We start from the raw sequence: 15370 nt of genomic DNA on the forward strand, positions 1-15370 counted from the left end.
GACACAGCTACTTACTCAACACACCGCACCGAATAGAAAACGAACCGTACACTCGAATGGGGGACGACGATGAGCTACGAAGACGGAGCGGTGGAGGCGCTCAGCGCGCTTGCAGATGGTGAAGTCATTGACCTCTCCCAAACGCTCGAAGAAGGAATGCCCGTCGTTCCTACCCACGCGCGTTACGGTCACACACTCTATGAGTCCTACGAGCGGGGGGATGTCGCCTGCCATTACCGATTGACACTCGGTGAACACACCGGAACGCACATGGACGCTCCGCTCCACTTCATCGCAGAGGGCGACGCACACTACGATATCGCGTCCATCGAACTGGGAAAATTAATCGGTCGAGCGGCCACAATCGACGTCGCCGATATTGAGCGAAATACCACAGTCCCTGTCGAACGCATCAAACAATGGGAAGCAGAACATGGGGACCTCAGGGAGGGTGACCGCGTCCTCTTCCGGTTTAACTGGGACCGCCACTGGGCTCCTGGCTCTGCCGGCACCCAGTACATGGCCGACTGGCCAGGACTCTCCGGAGAAGCAGCGGAATATCTCACTGATACTGGCGTCGCCCTCGTCGGCTGTGATACCGCCGCAATCGACGTGGCACACGACGAGTCGTTCCCAGCACACTACGAACTACTAGGAAACGAGACGTACATCGTAGAAAACCTCACGGCCCTAGACGCACTGCCACCGTTCTCCCTGTTGATTACCCTCCCCCTCAAGATCGAGGATGGCTCCGGATCGCCTATCCGCGCCGTCGCCATCGTCGACTGACCAGCCATCGTCCGCGGTAGATGGATCCGACGTTCACTTGTTCGACGGAACCGACGAATCCGCCGACTACCTAAACTAAAGCAGCGAACCGCGACTCGGTTTCTTCGCTTCCGCGATGTTACTGTTTCGACGATGGATCCACCCGAGTTGGGTTTCCCAATCACCGAAGCCAGTCGGAAGCTCACTCGGAAAACAGTGTGACATTGCTGCCACTGTTTGATTTTGTACCCCCACCTCCAGTCCAGTCAGTTACTCTGGAATCCCATACACCTCCCGAGACCAGTCTCGTTCGAGTGTGTCGTAAACAGGTTGGTTCCGGTCGAGTTCGTCGATACGCCGTTGGTCTTCCGTCTCGAGTTCGATGCCGACGGGCAGTTCGTGACGGCTATCGAAACGTAATCATACCACACGTCGTCCAAAGTGGATGGGGACGTCCGCTTACGCGTCTCGTATCTTCTCGAACGAACGAGCGACGCGGAGGAGGTGGGCATCCTCGTACCGTTCGGCCAGGAACTGGACACCAACCGGGAGTCCATCGGAACCGTCTGGGACCGTCACAGCCGGGACGCCCGCGAGATTCGCTGGACGTGTGTTGTAGGCGAGCGGGACGTCGAGTCCGTCGTCCGAGTCGTAACTATGTGGTTTGCGTTCGCCGATTTCCGGTGCGACGACCGGCATCGTCGGTGCGACGAGAGCGTCGTGGCCGTAGAGCGCGTCAGCGAACTCGTCGGCGAGAGTCGAACAGACGTTCCGCGCGCGGATGTAGTGGCGGCCGTCGTACCTGTCGAGAAGGACCGCACCGACCAGTGCACGTTCTCGGACGATGTCGCCGAATCCGACGCCAGCAGTAGCTTGTCTCCCAGCGGCTGCGTCGAGTCGAGAGAGGTCGAACGGCCCAGGCCGTTCGAGTGGGAGTCCCGTTCGGCGCAGTGCCGCAGCAAACTCGACGTTGGTCACAGCGTTCCAGACGAACACAGCATCGTCGACGGTCGGCAATCGGACTGACTCGACCGTTGCACCCGAGCTCTCCAGCGTCGCAATCGTCTCTTCGAATCGTTCTCTGACGTGGTCTGATACGTGTGTACTCAGGAGTTCGGCAGGCACCCCGAACGAGAGCTCCTCGGGGTCGGGAACGTCGGTCAGTCCGTCTGCACACGAGCCGACTGGAATATCTCGTGCGAGTGCCGAAGACGGGTCCCGAGCGTCGTAGCCACCGATTACATCGAACCCGAGAGCAGTCGTCTCGACGTCGGGTGCGAGGGTCCCGATGTGGTCGAGCGTAGGTGCTAAATCAACGAACCCGTCTCGCGGAACTGCCCCCCATGAAGGTTTGAAGCCGACCACGCCACAGAACGACGCCGGAATACGGACGGACCCACCGGTGTCGCTTCCGATGGCGAGGTCTGCCGAGCCTTCGGCGACAGCAGCAGCGCTCCCCGAAGACGACCCGCCAGCGACTCGTTCGTCGTCTGCCGGGTTCGTTACGACACCAAACGCGCTCGTTTCGCTCGTCGGGCCGTAGGCGAGTTCGTCCATGTTCGTCTTGCCCACGAGTCGAGCACCAGCATCTACGAGACGGGCGACGACGGTCGCATTGCGACGGGGGACGACGCCTTCGAAGACTCGTGACCCGCACGTCATCGGCACTCCAGCGACGGCGAGGTTGTCCTTGACGGCGACGTCTACGCCTCGTAGGGGGCCGTCGCCACCCTCGGTGGTGAAACTGGTGATGTAGGCGTTGTGTGGGTCGTCGTGCTCGTCGACATCGCGTATCGAGAGTGATTCGTCCGCGTCGGGTTGGGCGAGGGCGTCTAACGTCTCGTACCCATGAATCTCGTCGGATATTCTCTGAGCGAATCGCTCGGCATCGGCCTCAGAGAGATCGAAGTCCATCGTCGTCCCTGCCTCGAGAATCCACCTCGCAGACACAGATGAGAGAGGCATCGGCATTACAGACACTTCCGGAGAAGGCGTCCTTGTGAGTGAGTAGAAGTCGTCATGTGTCTCCAAACCACGAGGGTGACGAGCATAATAGTTCGGTTAGCGAGCACGTTTCCGTCCGAAAACAACGTCTACCAGAGTGGACAGACCACGATTAGAGGGGTTCACTCGGTACGCTGAGACGGGAGAGGGTTCGAGAGAGATAGTTCCGTGATTTTCAGATAGTTCTCGGGAGAGTTCCTCGCATACGACGTCGCCACTAATATGAATTTTATTGAATATTATAGATATTACATAAGACAAATGTCAAAATGCACCCCCAACAAAAAAGACAAATTCTGCCAATGGATTTGGAATATTACCCTGTAAGTCATCAATTACAGCAAGAAAATGTTGATATACTAGTGATTGTGTACACATAGTAGATGCAGAGACAGTAATGGTGTAATAGCTATCAATATTCACTACATAATGTATTTCTGTTATTACTCGCGGCCGCAACACGCGACTGTGTGAGTTTCCAGTCCCTCTCAGCCGCAGGGGTGTACACACGCGCTGCAGCGACTGCATGCGGATCCGCGCCACGGTGGGCCCACTCGTCGCTTGATTCCTCAGCCAACGACCGTGCTCGTCGCCGAATCTGGCCCGTCACGTCAAGCGCATCTGCACGGCGAGTTCGAGTATTCGTGGGCGAATCGCGACCACAACCCGATGTTTACACGGACCGTCACCGCTCGCATCGGCGGGCACGAACACGAATCTGGCTCGTCATTCCGAATTCGAGCGCGAACGACTCGTACTGCGCCCGCTTGAGGACGCGTGCAGGTGGGTCGGACTCTAGTATTACTGGCGTAATGATAGCTAGCGCGCACTGCGCGCACCCCTTCGGCGCATGAAAATACGCTGCCGAACAGAGTGACAGGTAATACGAACTCAAGTAGGATTCTTTTCAGCAGCCCTGTCCTGATCGTCCTGCAGTCAATACAGGTGCTACACCGACCAAGCGAGTTGCGACTGAAAGACGTAGTCAGAGTTGGCAGGGTCGCCCGAGTTCCCGCTCGTACCGCGATTTGATTTGCTCGAACAAGTCCTATCCGAGAAACCCTGAGCGTTAACTACCTTTGAAGCATAATCAGCCCCATGACGGTTACTACTGAGTTTCTCCTCAGTTCACCTTCTCTCCCACTCGTTAGTATCACCGAAGCACTCCCACCAGATCAAGTGGAGTGTGTACACGGGCTCTGTTTCGAACAGGACGCACGGATGTTCATCGTGAAAATCGATTCCGAATGTGACGTATCTGCAGCCGACTTGGAAGCCCTGGACGAAGTCACAGAGGCGACAACGATTGGCCACGCGGGCGATCAAACAGTCCACAACCTTACCATAGACCTCGACGACTCAATCGCGCAGTTATTCAATAGAGGCAGTTCTGTAGCAGCAAAGCTCGAACCGACTGTCGTCACACCAGATGGCTGGTACGAGAGGAAAGTGTACAAAGACCGTGATGCGTTCTTGGAGTCTCGAACCCGCTGTGAGGACTACGGCATCTCGCTCGATCTCATCTCTATGACCTCCACTTCCAGTACATCAGACGACGCTCTCCCGTTTGGATTGACTGAACGGCAATATGAGGCGTTGACGCTCGCGTTGTCTCGTGGCTACTACGAGAGCCCACGCCAGACATCGACGGAGGAGCTTGCCGAGGAGCTCGGTATCTCCCAACCCTCGCTATCGAGACTCCTCAGGCGGGGTGAGCGTCAACTTCTCTCTTCGGCGCTCCGCTCACAGGGGCACTTAAACACGGTTTCCAATTAGCATCGTCCCTATCTCGCTGTAGTCCCTCGGATTTGGTAGACAGAGCCCCACCATGAAGACAGTTGAACTCAACAACGGCGTGGAGATGCCGATTCTCGGCTTCGGCACGTATCAAATCGACGACCTCGAAGAATGTGAGCGAAGCGTCACCGAAGCACTCCGGACAGGGTATCGCCTGATCGATACTGCGGCAGCGTACGGGAACGAGGAGGCGGTCGGTAGGGCAATCGAGAAGAGCGATGTGCCGAGAGACGAGGTGTTCGTCACCACGAAGCTCTGGGTAACGGACGCTGGCTACGAGAGCACGAAAGACGCGTTCGAGCGGTCGATGGATCGACTGGGTCTCGACTACCTGGACCTATATCTGATGCACCAGCCTTACGGCGATGTCCACGGCTCGTGGCGGGCGATGGAGGAACTCCACGAGGAAGGCAAAATCAGAGCGATCGGGGTCAGCAACTTCCATCCAGACCGCGTGATGGACCTCATGGTCCACAACGATGTCGTCCCGGCAGTGAATCAGATCGAGACCCACCCCTTCTACCAGCGAACCGACGATGCAACGTTCCTCGATGAACACGATATTCAACACGAGTCATGGGGGCCGTTCGCCGAAGGTCAGAACAACATCTTCGAGCACGACGTGCTGACCACGATTGGAGACCGCTACGACAAGTCCGCTGCACAGGTGGTGCTTCGATGGCTCATTCAGCGCGAAATCGTCGCCATTCCGAAGTCGGTACACGACGAGCGCATCGCCGAGAACTTCGATGTCTTCGACTTCGAACTCACCTCGGCGGAAATGGAGACAATTTCGGAACTGGATGAAGGCGAGAGCCAGTTCTTCGACCACCGAGACCCTGAAATGGTGAAATGGCTAGCAGAATCTGAGCGCGAGACCTAAGTCCGGTTACAGGAACGATTCTCGTAGGGGGGCCTCAACGTGATTGTGGTACGCATCGGTCACGGGCGTACTTAAACGCAGTATTTCGTTAGCATCACACCCAAGCGATTCACGTTCCTTGTTCAAACTGAGAGCGACTATGGAATACACGACCCTCGGTTCGACCGGAATGGAAGTCAGTCGGATTTGTCTCGGCTGCATGAGCTTTGGCGTTCAGAACGAACTGCACGACTGGATTCTCGACGAGGACGACTCGCGCGAGATCATCGAGCGTGCTATCGACCTCGGCATCAACTTCTTCGACACGGCAAATGCGTACTCGATGGGCGAATCCGAACGTATCCTCGGGGACGTTCTCGGCGACTACGACCGCGACGAACAGGTCGTCGCCACGAAGGGCTACTTCCCCACGAACTTCTTTTCGGGTGAGGATGAACCCCATCCGAACGCGTCGGGACTCTCACGGAAGACTATCGAGCAGGAACTCGAGAACTCTCTCGACCGCCTCGGCATGGAGACGGTGGACCTCTACCAGATCCACCGCTGGGACTACGATACCCCCATCGAACAGACGTTGCGCGCACTCGACGACGCGGTCCGCCGTGGCCAGACCCGCTACGTCGGAGCATCCTCGATGTACGCCCATCAGTTCGCGGAAGCACTCTACACGAGCGACCGACTCGGGCTAGAGCGATTCGTGACGATGCAGGACCATTACAACCTCGTCTACCGCGAGGAGGAACGCGAGATGCATCCGCTTTGCGAGAAAGAAGATATCGGCGTAATTCCGTGGAGTCCACTCGCACAGGGATATCTCACGCGTCCCCACGAAGAGATGACGACGACGACGCGCGGCGAAGAACTAACCGAGCGCCACCAAGAGTACCGGGCCGGCGGTGGACCGAAAGTCAACGAGCGCGTCGAGGAACTCGCCGAAGAGAAAGGCGTGAAGATGGCCCAGATCTCCCTCGCGTGGTTACTTCACCAAGACGCCGTTGATGCACCCATCGTCGGGACGACCAGCGTCGAACACCTCGAAGATGCCGTCGAAGCGCTCGATATCGACCTCTCTGAGTCAGACCTAGCCTATCTCGAAGAGCCATACGAACCGCTCCCGATTGCAGGCCACGAGTAAATCTGACGAAGACGCGACAGTTTTCGTTATTCAGCTGGCTCTAAAGCAAAACCCATTCTCCACAGAAGGACAAGAACGGCATCCAAACGGTTTCGAGCCAACCCAACGACCTCGACAGCCAATCAATTGAAGTCCCGAACGTGTTCGGGTGGGTCTCAGGAGGGACCGGCTCGGTATTCCGAGTCTCGGGGGCGGTATGGGGTCGGCTATGACGTGGACGTGGCGCATCGACGGGGAGGGCGAGCAGTCCCAGACGCTCGTCGTGACGGACGACTCCGGCGCAGAAGTTTCGTCAACAACCGCAAACGGGTTTTTGTGGCCCGTTGACGATTGCCCGGAGTTTGTCTACCAAGCTGTGGTCAACAACGACGTGCAGGCCGCGCTCGCCGGCGACATTGAGCGGGAGAAGTAGAACCGCGGTTACCGGCTGTTTCCGGAGGGATGCCGTCGAAAATATTGTCCTTTCCTACTGGCACTACTCAACCGCTTGTTTGAGTAGTGCGATGGAGACAGCACCGACGAAAGCTAATTCTGCGGCCGTTCTAAATAGCTCAGAACTGAGCGCGATGTCAAGAGCGTGCGGTAAGAAGTCGAGCATTTTGGTGGGTACCCCCTGAGATAACCGTTGGCCGACTGATTGGTAATACTTTTGCTGAATTGCTCAATAGTTGAGCAGATATTGTACAGTCATTGTACAGTCAGCCCTGACCTGTCTTGAATATCTGAATCCCGTCGGTGTCGCTCACCACCGTTCCGGGCTGCCGGGATATAATAACGACGCAGTTATCGGACTGTTCACGAAAAAGAATCTGAAAAGAGATCCCCAATCGGCCTGGGAGGCCGACAGCATCGTCGCCACTTGGTCAAGCTCATCTTCCGGATGGGAACTGAACGACACCAGCTGTTTCGCTTAATTCATCACCAAGGCTTTGACGGTCTGCTCTCAGTTGTCATCTTTCGTACCAACCTCTTCCAGACAAACTGTCTCGCCGTTAACCCCTCGGTATCCATACCGTCGACGAAAGCTGGCCCCGACGAGTTCACCAGCGCGGTGCAGGTGTTCTCGTCGATCACATTGATGTTGAGTATGGAGACGTCATCTGGGTCTTTTCTGGGTGAGCGTTCGACGTACGATGCCTATACGATATCAGACCACTCAGATTCGGTTGGCATGGACAGAGGTCGTCCGTTGCTACGTATAAGACTGAGGCTCACTCAGTTGACCTTTCTGTACTTCCAAAAATTCAATTTTAGACCGTCGGTCCCGCCACGTAGGCAATGTCAAGCCCACTCACGAGTACCACGACGACGACCGCGCTCGTGCTCTTCAGCGCTGGCGGCGATCTGTTTCGTTCTCGCTCAAATTGGGCTGGTCCGCGAGACCGTAGCCCCTAAAACGGATGGCTGTTAGCGTCTCTTCTCTTGCTCTGTACGGCTACTGAGGCCAGTAACTGGACCAGCAAGCGATTACACAACCGATTATATACACGACGAAGGTTCTTAAGTTCGCGAACTCGAAGGCAACACAAGAACAGTCGGGCGGCCAGTCGTTCAGTGGATCCATTCGTCGATGACGACGTTTCACTGAGCGGCTCCGAGCTGGTGTTGGGACCCTGGTATCTCGGCCTGCCAGAATACAAGTATATAAAGGGACTAATCAGTTAGCACAACGGTCAGTACGAACTACCACGTTAGTATAGATGATGCCTGAACAAAAAGACCTCGGCGATTCGGTCGCTATCGTAACTGGTGCCTCCTCTGGTATCGGAGCAGCAACTGCTGAATCTCTCGCTGCGGAAGGTGCGTCGGTCGTTCTTGCCGCTCGTCGAGCAGACGAATTGGAAGCGCTCGCGAACAGTATTAAATCGGATGGCGGTGACGCGCTCGCCGTCCCGACGGATCTTACTGATGATGGTGACATCGAAGCACTCGTCGAGGCGACAATGGACGAATACGGTCGTATCGATATCCTCGTCAACAACGCCGGTGTGATGCTTCTCGAACCGCTGGCAACCGCTGACCGGTCCAACATCCGGCAGATGGTGGAAGTGAATCTCCTCGGTCTGATTAACCTCACTCACGAAGCGCTACCCGTGATGCAGGAGCAGGGGGAAGGACACATCGTCAATCTCTCCTCGGTGAGTGGACGGGAGGAGGGAGCCATGGCAACTTCGACCGTGTATACTACGACCAAGTACGGTGTCATCGGCTTCACGAAGGCACTCCACGACGAGGTCACGAACGCCGGCATTCGGACGACGATCGTGGAACCGGGCTATGTCGAGACCGAACTCCAGAGTCACGTCCCGCACGACGAGACCCGCGCCTTCCTCACGAGCGGCGAGATTCCCGGTCTGTCAGCCGAAGATGTCGCTGATAACATTACCCACGCAGTGACGCGGCCCCAGCACGTCAGCGTCAACGAGGTGCTCATTCAGCCGACTCAGCAACCGGACATATAATTCCCCGCAACGAATAGGTGAACCGCCACTCCCGGGAAGACGTTTTTACTGGGCAGCCTGAACAGTCAGGCGGTTGCGTAATCCGAGCGTTTGACTGATTAGTTGCCGCTCGGCTCGACGAAGGAGATCTGAGACCGAGGGTGCTGAAATATCGAGCTCGTCTGCGACATCGGCCGTAGATGCCGCTCGTGGTGTCTCGTAGTAACCGAGCGAAAAGGCGATTGCCATCGCTTCGTATTGTCTGTCAGTCAGCCCAAACTGAGCCCGTTCGTCGGGATTCTCAGGGTTCGAGGCGATGTTGATGAGTTCAAACTGAACCCCCGCTACCTGGCACCGGTCTCGTAACGAACTGAGCGCATCGTAGTCGGCGAATACTTTCCGCTCGAGCCACCCATCGCCGGTTATCGTTGCCTCCATCAACACACCCTCCATCTCTTCGATTTCTTGGGGATCAAACAGACCAGAGGACTCGTCGATGATGACTTGATAGAACCATCCATCTGGCGTTTGGCCGACCGACAGCACGTCAAGAACCTCTGGTTGATCGCTTGCCGCCGCGTCAAACGCCTCGCGTGCGTCGGCGGGGACACTCAGCATGAAGAGTTGGCGAGAATCTTCAAGGCTGACTGCTTGGGTCAGCGTGATTTCATCGTTCGGAAGTGACTGCGCTAGCTTGACAAGCGGGAGTGATTCCGACTTGAGGAGAACCTCAGCGACGATAGCCATGTCTGTAGGTTGCCCTCCATGCTTATAACCCCTACTCGAGAACCGCAATCTGGCGATAGTCCGACAAGGATATACTCTCGTCCCAGATCTAGTCTGGGACGAGTAGCCCATTAGTTCATCACCGGCTGGATGATCTTCTCAGCCAGTTTAACAGACAGGAACCGTATGAAGACCGTACTGCCTGTAGTTTTTAATTGTCACATAGATGTGGCAGAGGCAGAAGCTATCGGCACAGACGGTTCGTTCTAACGATCATCTATCGTCGAATTCGATGAAAGCGCTGACGAATACCGCTCACCTTACCCTGTTTTGCAAGAACTGACTTCGGGAGTAGTTTAGTAGTCGATTTTCCGGTTTAGTCGTGACCGACGACTTCCATCGTTTCGTATGGCTCTTCGAGATACTCGACATCGCTCTCGGAGAGGTCAAGGTCGACGGCTTCAACGGCGTCTTCAAGATGCTCAACGCTCGATGTGCCGTAGATCGGCGCGGTTACGCCGTCTTTGGAGAGCTGCCACGCAAGGCCGATCTGGGCCATCGACACACCCATTTCGTCGGCGAGTTCCTCGACCCGTTCGTTGATCTCCCGGCTCGGACCGTTATCGTATTCCACACCTGCCTCACCCACATCTCGGAGTTGGTCCTGTTCTTCGTGCGGACGAGCGAGGTAGCCACCCGCGAGCGGACTCCACGGAATGAGGCCGATGTCTTCCTTTTCAGCCAGCGGGTTCATCTCGCGCTCTTCCTCGCGGTAGACGAGGTTATAGTGGTTCTGCATCGTGGCGAAGCGTTCGAGGCCCAATTTGTCGCTGGTATGGAGTGCCTCGGCGAACTGGTGTGCCCACATCGAACTCGCGCCGATGTAGCGGGTTTTACCTCGTCGAACTGCATCGTCGAGGGCACGAAGTGTCTCCTCGACAGGGGTATCGTAATCCCAGCGATGGGTCTGATAGAGGTCGACCGTGTCCATTCCCAATCGTTCGAGCGAGTTATCGAGTTCCTGTTCGATGGTTTTCCGAGAGAGACCTCCTGAGTTAGGATCCTCCTCACGCATGGGGTTGTAAACCTTCGTGGCGACGACCTGTTCGTCGCGGTTGTACTCAGAGAGCGCGTTCCCAAGGATGCGCTCGCTATCTCCGTAGGAGTAGACATTCGCTGTGTCGAAGAAGTTGATCCCAAGTTCGATCGCCCGGTCGATTACCTCGGTGGCCTGTTCCTCGCCTACAGTCCAATCAAACATGTCGCCACGGTCTGACCCGCCGAAACTCATACAGCCCAGACAGATTTTGCTGACCGTCACGCCCGTCGAACCGAGTGTCGTGTATTCCATGATTGAAGTCGTCTCGAAGAACAGTCGGGAATCATTTGAGCCCTCTGCTAACTAAGAAGTGTTTTTATAAGCTGAAAGACTCCCCCACCGAGACTGGGGTCGGCCTTGCAAGAGAACACGACCTCAACCAACGAACCTCGACGCTACTCACCGGGTGTTGAGAGGAGTAATAGACTTGCCGGAGTACTCGTTCGTTGTTGGTTGCCGGTTTTACTGGCAATAGTGGTGTGTCTGACAGAGTGATCGGAAATAGCCTATTTCAGAATAGCCTATTCTGAATTTGGTTATCGGCACGGTTAACTTCTTAGAAGAATAACTGAGGATTATGGAACGCTTTGTGAATCGGGAAGTCGAACTATCTCGGCTGCGAGAGTGCTACACGTCCGACAGCCCAGAGATGATTGTCATCTTTGGACGGCGTCGTCTCGGAAAAACGCAACTCGTTCAACACTCACTCACGCAGCGAGATGACGCCGTCGTATACCAAGCGACGCAGACAACACCACAGGTACAACTCGATGAATTCGTTGACACGGCCACCGGTTCCTTTCCCGGAATTGAACATATCAAACAGAATTGGGAGTCACTACTCGGGTACCTCGTCGAACAAGGAGGGGTTGTCGTACTCGACGAGTTCCCGTATCTCATCGACGCCGACAAGAGCATCCCTTCGGTAATTCAGCGATTGTGGGACCAACGCCTGCAGAACACGAGTGGAACACTCATTCTCGTTGGTTCATCGATTAGTATGATGGAGGAGGCGACGCTGTTAGGAAACAGCCCACTTTACGGGCGGTTCACCGAGAAGATTGATCTTCGGCAACTCGGATTTGCTGCTGCTCAGGAGTTCTTCCCCGAAAGCTACACACCCGAAGACCGGGTTTTTGCGTGGGGCGTCTTCGGTGGTGTCCCATACTATCTCGACGGCATCGATCTTGATCACGACCTCGGAACCGTGATTTCTGAATCCCTCCTCTCACAGCGAGGATACCTCCATAACGAACCGGAGTACGTCCTTCGAACTGAGTTAACTGAGCCGAACCGATACTTTGCAATTCTCAAGGCCATTGCTGCAGGGAATACCATGTCAAACGAGATTGCACAAATGGTTGGGATCGACGGAAAGCAGATTTCGACCTACACCCAGAAACTAGAGCGCCTTCGGCTCATCGAGCGCGAAGTCCCACTCACAGAGGAGAAAGCTCGCTCTCGCCGTGGCCGCTACCGAATTCTCGACCCACTGTTTCGGTTCTGGTTCCGATTTGTATACGGGAATGAAGACCGATACGAGCGATTGGGCGACGAAGCGTATGAGGCAGTCATCGAGCCCGAACTCCCTGACTTCGTGAGTTCACAGTTTGAGATCCTCTGCCAAGACGCACTTCCTGGATTGTATCCAAATAAAACGTTCTTAGATATCGGTCGGTGGTGGTACAAAGAACACGAAGTCGACGTCGTTGGTTTCACTACGGATGGAACAATGGTCGTCGGGGAATGTAAATTCACGAATGCTCCGCTCGACTATAGTGCTCTTGCGTCGCTCGAAGAACATACAGAAGAGATCAGGTGGACTCCTGACACAGAGGAGAGTGTTGACAAAGAGTATGCGCTGTTCACCCGGAGCGGGGCGACCCAGACTGTTCAAGAGGCAGTTGCAAACCGGGATGACTTGCGGCTGTTTGGATTAGATCACATAACCAATAACGTGTAACACACAGTTCTTGGAAGTCCGAGGTGCAAGCATTCCGAAACACCAGTCAATCATTGAGGTCGAGGATAGCAATGGGTCAACTGATGTGTTCGCTGAGTTCGATTCCTGCGACAAGGTCGTCCGCCCAGAGTGACGAACTGGCCGAATACAAGGAGCGCGAGGCTCGTCTTGAGGAAGAGCCACCGGAAGGTGAGTTCGAAGAACGGTCGGACGACCTTCCAGATGATGTCCCTACGAAGGCGACGATTACGATCAAAGAGATCAACGACAATCGCTACTACTACTGGCAGTGGCGAGAGGGTGACAAAATCAAATCCAAATATAAAGGACCAGTCAACGACAACTGAGTAGCAAGGACAACTTCCATGGCTGTAATCTGCTCGCTTTGCAGACAGTACTGTTCTCCGGTCGTACATACTATCTTGTCGTGATAGTTGGTTGAGACACCGATGTTACCAGTACTGCTAATCTGTAATCAGTCAGTAGCGTGTGGGAAGTCTCGTAAGCGGAGTGGGGGCCCGTGGCCGAGAGAACGCGACGCTCGCCGCCTGAGCGCGCCTGACCGCACCCAGACGTCGAATCGGCGACCCGCCGCGGACGAGCAAAACACACATACTGACTCGCTCCGAATCGCGGCTCGGAATCGTGGGACACGAAGACGGGAGTCAGAGCGCGTACGACGCCGTCGAGACCGGCGACGAGTTGGTGAGTTGGTCGCGGGCGTACTGCCGCCGCGCGGCGAGCGACTACGACTTCGACGTGGACCTACACCGGGTCGAGTGGGAAGTGTCCACCCGCGCGAAGCGTCGAGCGGCCGCGGTGAAGACACCGACCGTCGACGACGCGACGGTCGGCGAACCGAAGCAGTGGGACAGCACGTCGTCGCATTCGAACCGACTCGGCGGCCCGCCGACGTGCACCATGTCGCTGTCGTGGCGGGCGTTCGAGTCGTTCGACCGCGCGGAGTGGGCGGCGACGCTCCGACACGAGCTCGTCCACGTCGAGCAGTTTCAGGCGTTCGGCGCGACCGACCACGGGCCGGCGTTCAAGCGCCGCGCCGAGGCGGTCGACGCGCCGGTTCGCGTCCGCCGGTTCGCAGAGCCGAAGTACGTCCTCACCTGCGAGGCCTGCGGCGCCGACGTTGCCTACCGCTATCGCGAGTGTAAACTGGTTCGCGAGTCGGCGGCCTATCGCTCCGCGTGTTGCGAAGCGCCGCTGGACTGTCGAACACAGGAGAGATAGCGGGCGAAAACGAGCGCCCCGCCGCCGAAACGGACTACCGACTCGGCGGGTGCGCCCGCGCCTCTCGAATCGCCACGAACGCGATAACGAGGACGAACACGAGCGCGAGGAAGAACTCGACGCCGGGGACGGAGCCGGCGACGGCCCAGACGTACACGTCCTCCGCTCCGAGGATGACGAACAACACGACGAGAATCGCCACGCCGCTTCGACCGATGCCGAGTCTCATACGCCGGTCTTACCGCCGCGACAACATAAGCGTTGGAGCCAGCGGCCTCTCACTCGGCGAGGAATAGTATTGTGCAGAATAAAAATACTGAAACGCCACCGAATCATATTTAGTGTGGATTGAGTGAAATTCCCACCCTATAGAAAACAGAAATAGAAAATAGAACTGCTATAGCAAAATATCAGGAGTCATAGTTCAGAAAATATGGACGGGGACGATATAGTTGTGTTCTAAATACACAACACTAATGGCGGGCGAGAGGCGGAAATCGGACTAGAACTCCGACCGTCGAGATGCCCCGCACGGTCCGGTCGCGCCCGCGAGAGGAGAGTATTTACCGCGCGAGCGTGACCGGAAACCAGTACCGAACCCATGCGACACGTTCCAGGAACCTTCTCGATAGCGGCGCGCGACCCCGAGGCGAACGTCTTCGGCGCGGCGGTGACGACCGGCACCGTCGCCGTCGGCGCGACGTGCCCCTACGTGAGCGCCGGCGGCGCGGCGGTCACGCAGTCGTACACGAAGACCGAACACGGCCGCGACGCGGTCGCCCGCGCCGAAGGCGGCGAGCGAATCGACGACGCCTTCGAATCGCTCCTCGCCGGCGACGACCACGCCGCCTACCGGCAGGTCCACGGCGTCGGCGCGGGCGGCGAGTTCGCCTTCACCGGCGGCGAGTGCGTCTCGTGGGCCGGCCACCGCGTCGGCGACGACTACACCGTCGCGGGCAACATGCTCGCCGGCGAGGGGGTCGTCGAGGCGACCGCCGAAGCTTACGAATCCACCGACGGTGACATGGCCGAGCGACTCGTCTCGGCGCTCGAAGCCGGCGAGGCGGCGGGCGGCGACGACCGCGGCGAGCTGAGCGCCGCGGTGCTCGTCCACGCGCCGACGCCGGAGTTCTACCACAACCTCCGCGTCGACCTCTCCGACGAACCGGTGTCCGACCTGCGCGACCTGCTCTCGGAGGCGCGGCGCGCGAAAGCCCAGATTCGGCGCGAGACGGACGCGCAGTTCGGCGACTACCCCGACGAGATTCTCGACTTCGGCGTCAAGTACTGAAAAAATCCCGCGCTCGCGGCG

15 protein-coding genes and 2 pseudogenes are annotated in these 15370 nt (G+C 56.9%); 11 read left to right on the forward strand and 6 right to left on the reverse strand.

The genetic code is table 11. From position 1 onward, the window contains the following. Positions 1-69 precede the first annotated feature (69 nt). Positions 70-789, forward strand: a complete 720-nt coding sequence (locus C438_RS03860; protein ID WP_004967956.1) for a cyclase family protein — start codon at positions 70-72, stop codon at positions 787-789. Between the two features lie 438 nt (positions 790-1227). Here the strand turns inward: C438_RS03860 and C438_RS03865 are convergent, their stop codons facing one another. The 3 genes and pseudogenes from C438_RS03865 to C438_RS20245 all read right to left on the reverse strand — a co-directional run. Then, complete coding sequence (locus C438_RS03865) at positions 1228-2682, reverse strand: amidase (RefSeq protein WP_004967957.1); 1455 nt, start codon at positions 2680-2682, stop codon at positions 1228-1230. Positions 2683-3184: 502 nt separating this feature from the next. Further along, positions 3185-3403, reverse strand: a pseudogene (locus C438_RS18920) (transcription initiation factor IIB family protein); the annotation flags it as partial. Then, positions 3385-3586: pseudogene (locus C438_RS20245) on the reverse strand (SWIM zinc finger family protein); the annotation flags it as partial. The pseudogenes C438_RS20245 and C438_RS18920, both read right to left, overlap by 19 nt. Before the next feature lie 284 nt (positions 3587-3870). Between C438_RS20245 and C438_RS03870 the strand changes: the two are divergent. The 5 genes from C438_RS03870 (at position 3871) to C438_RS03890 (ending at position 9049) form a co-directional block, all read left to right on the forward strand. Continuing rightward, positions 3871-4548 (forward strand): helix-turn-helix domain-containing protein, encoded by a 678-nt coding sequence (locus tag C438_RS03870; RefSeq protein WP_193363624.1) that lies wholly within the window; start codon positions 3871-3873, stop codon positions 4546-4548. Between the two features lie 52 nt (positions 4549-4600). Further along, positions 4601-5452 (forward strand): aldo/keto reductase, encoded by an 852-nt coding sequence (locus tag C438_RS03875; protein WP_004967960.1) that lies wholly within the window; start codon positions 4601-4603, stop codon positions 5450-5452. 139 nt (positions 5453-5591) lie between these two features. Beyond that, a complete protein-coding gene (locus C438_RS03880) occupies positions 5592-6587 on the forward strand; it encodes an aldo/keto reductase (RefSeq protein WP_004967962.1) in 996 nt (331 codons plus the stop codon). 208 nt (positions 6588-6795) lie between these two features. Then, a complete protein-coding gene (locus tag C438_RS03885; protein ID WP_152421741.1) occupies positions 6796-6999 on the forward strand; it encodes a hypothetical protein in 204 nt (67 codons plus the stop codon). Between the two features lie 1288 nt (positions 7000-8287). Then, on the forward strand, positions 8288-9049 hold the full coding sequence (locus tag C438_RS03890; RefSeq protein ID WP_004967964.1) for an SDR family oxidoreductase: 762 nt from the start codon (positions 8288-8290) through the stop codon (positions 9047-9049). A 45-nt stretch (positions 9050-9094) separates the two neighbouring features. On the opposite strand, the gene C438_RS03895 is transcribed toward C438_RS03890, so the two are convergent. Both C438_RS03895 and C438_RS03900 read right to left on the reverse strand, forming a co-directional pair. Continuing rightward, entirely contained in the window at positions 9095-9775 is a 681-nt protein-coding gene (locus C438_RS03895; RefSeq protein ID WP_004967965.1) for a helix-turn-helix domain-containing protein, read from the reverse strand. A gap of 355 nt (positions 9776-10130) precedes the next feature. Next, positions 10131-11105, reverse strand: a complete 975-nt coding sequence (locus tag C438_RS03900) for an aldo/keto reductase (protein WP_004967966.1) — start codon at positions 11103-11105, stop codon at positions 10131-10133. Between the two features lie 325 nt (positions 11106-11430). Between C438_RS03900 and C438_RS03905 the strand changes: the two genes are divergently transcribed. The 4 genes from C438_RS03905 to C438_RS03915 all read left to right on the forward strand — a co-directional run bounded on the left by C438_RS03905 (position 11431) and on the right by C438_RS03915 (position 14058). Further along, entirely contained in the window at positions 11431-12816 is a 1386-nt protein-coding gene (locus C438_RS03905) for an ATP-binding protein (RefSeq protein WP_083899941.1), read from the forward strand. A 10-nt stretch (positions 12817-12826) separates the two neighbouring features. Next, a complete protein-coding gene (locus C438_RS20305; protein ID WP_449271563.1) occupies positions 12827-12949 on the forward strand; it encodes a DUF7837 family putative zinc-binding protein in 123 nt (40 codons plus the stop codon). Continuing rightward, a complete protein-coding gene (locus tag C438_RS03910; RefSeq protein ID WP_449271564.1) occupies positions 12900-13163 on the forward strand; it encodes a hypothetical protein in 264 nt (87 codons plus the stop codon). The genes C438_RS20305 and C438_RS03910 overlap by 50 nt, the downstream gene beginning before the upstream one ends. Before the next feature lie 298 nt (positions 13164-13461). Next, on the forward strand, positions 13462-14058 hold the full coding sequence (locus C438_RS03915; protein WP_004967969.1) for a SprT-like domain-containing protein: 597 nt from the start codon (positions 13462-13464) through the stop codon (positions 14056-14058). A 34-nt stretch (positions 14059-14092) separates the two neighbouring features. On the opposite strand, the gene C438_RS03920 is transcribed toward C438_RS03915, so the two are convergent. Next, positions 14093-14287: a hypothetical protein gene (locus C438_RS03920; protein WP_004967970.1), complete on the reverse strand. Its 195-nt coding sequence runs from the start codon at positions 14285-14287 to the stop codon at positions 14093-14095. A 372-nt stretch (positions 14288-14659) separates the two neighbouring features. On the opposite strand from C438_RS03920, the gene C438_RS03925 reads away from it, so the two are divergent. Further along, positions 14660-15349, forward strand: coding sequence for a DUF1028 domain-containing protein (locus C438_RS03925; protein ID WP_004967971.1), 690 nt, complete (start codon positions 14660-14662; stop codon positions 15347-15349). The last annotated feature ends 21 nt before the right edge of the window (positions 15350-15370 follow it).

Source organism: Haloferax denitrificans ATCC 35960, assembly GCF_000337795.1.
GTDB lineage: Archaea > Halobacteriota > Halobacteria > Halobacteriales > Haloferacaceae > Haloferax > Haloferax denitrificans.

Coding starts and splice junctions, on each gene's coding strand:
- C438_RS03875 (WP_004967960.1), top strand. CDS start 4,601: ATGAAGACAGTTGAACTCAACAACGGCGTGGAGATGCCGATTCTCGGC.
- C438_RS03870 (WP_193363624.1), top strand. CDS start 3,871: ATGACGGTTACTACTGAGTTTCTCCTCAGTTCACCTTCTCTCCCACTC.
- C438_RS03890 (WP_004967964.1), top strand. CDS start 8,288: ATGATGCCTGAACAAAAAGACCTCGGCGATTCGGTCGCTATCGTAACT.
- C438_RS03905 (WP_083899941.1), top strand. CDS start 11,431: ATGGAACGCTTTGTGAATCGGGAAGTCGAACTATCTCGGCTGCGAGAG.
- C438_RS03910 (WP_449271564.1), top strand. CDS start 12,900: ATGTGTTCGCTGAGTTCGATTCCTGCGACAAGGTCGTCCGCCCAGAGT.
- C438_RS03925 (WP_004967971.1), top strand. CDS start 14,660: ATGCGACACGTTCCAGGAACCTTCTCGATAGCGGCGCGCGACCCCGAG.
- C438_RS03885 (WP_152421741.1), top strand. CDS start 6,796: ATGACGTGGACGTGGCGCATCGACGGGGAGGGCGAGCAGTCCCAGACG.
- C438_RS03865 (WP_004967957.1), bottom strand. CDS start 2,682: ATGGACTTCGATCTCTCTGAGGCCGATGCCGAGCGATTCGCTCAGAGA.
- C438_RS03900 (WP_004967966.1), bottom strand. CDS start 11,105: ATGGAATACACGACACTCGGTTCGACGGGCGTGACGGTCAGCAAAATC.
- C438_RS03920 (WP_004967970.1), bottom strand. CDS start 14,287: ATGAGACTCGGCATCGGTCGAAGCGGCGTGGCGATTCTCGTCGTGTTG.
- C438_RS03895 (WP_004967965.1), bottom strand. CDS start 9,775: ATGGCTATCGTCGCTGAGGTTCTCCTCAAGTCGGAATCACTCCCGCTT.
- C438_RS03860 (WP_004967956.1), top strand. CDS start 70: ATGAGCTACGAAGACGGAGCGGTGGAGGCGCTCAGCGCGCTTGCAGAT.
- C438_RS03880 (WP_004967962.1), top strand. CDS start 5,592: ATGGAATACACGACCCTCGGTTCGACCGGAATGGAAGTCAGTCGGATT.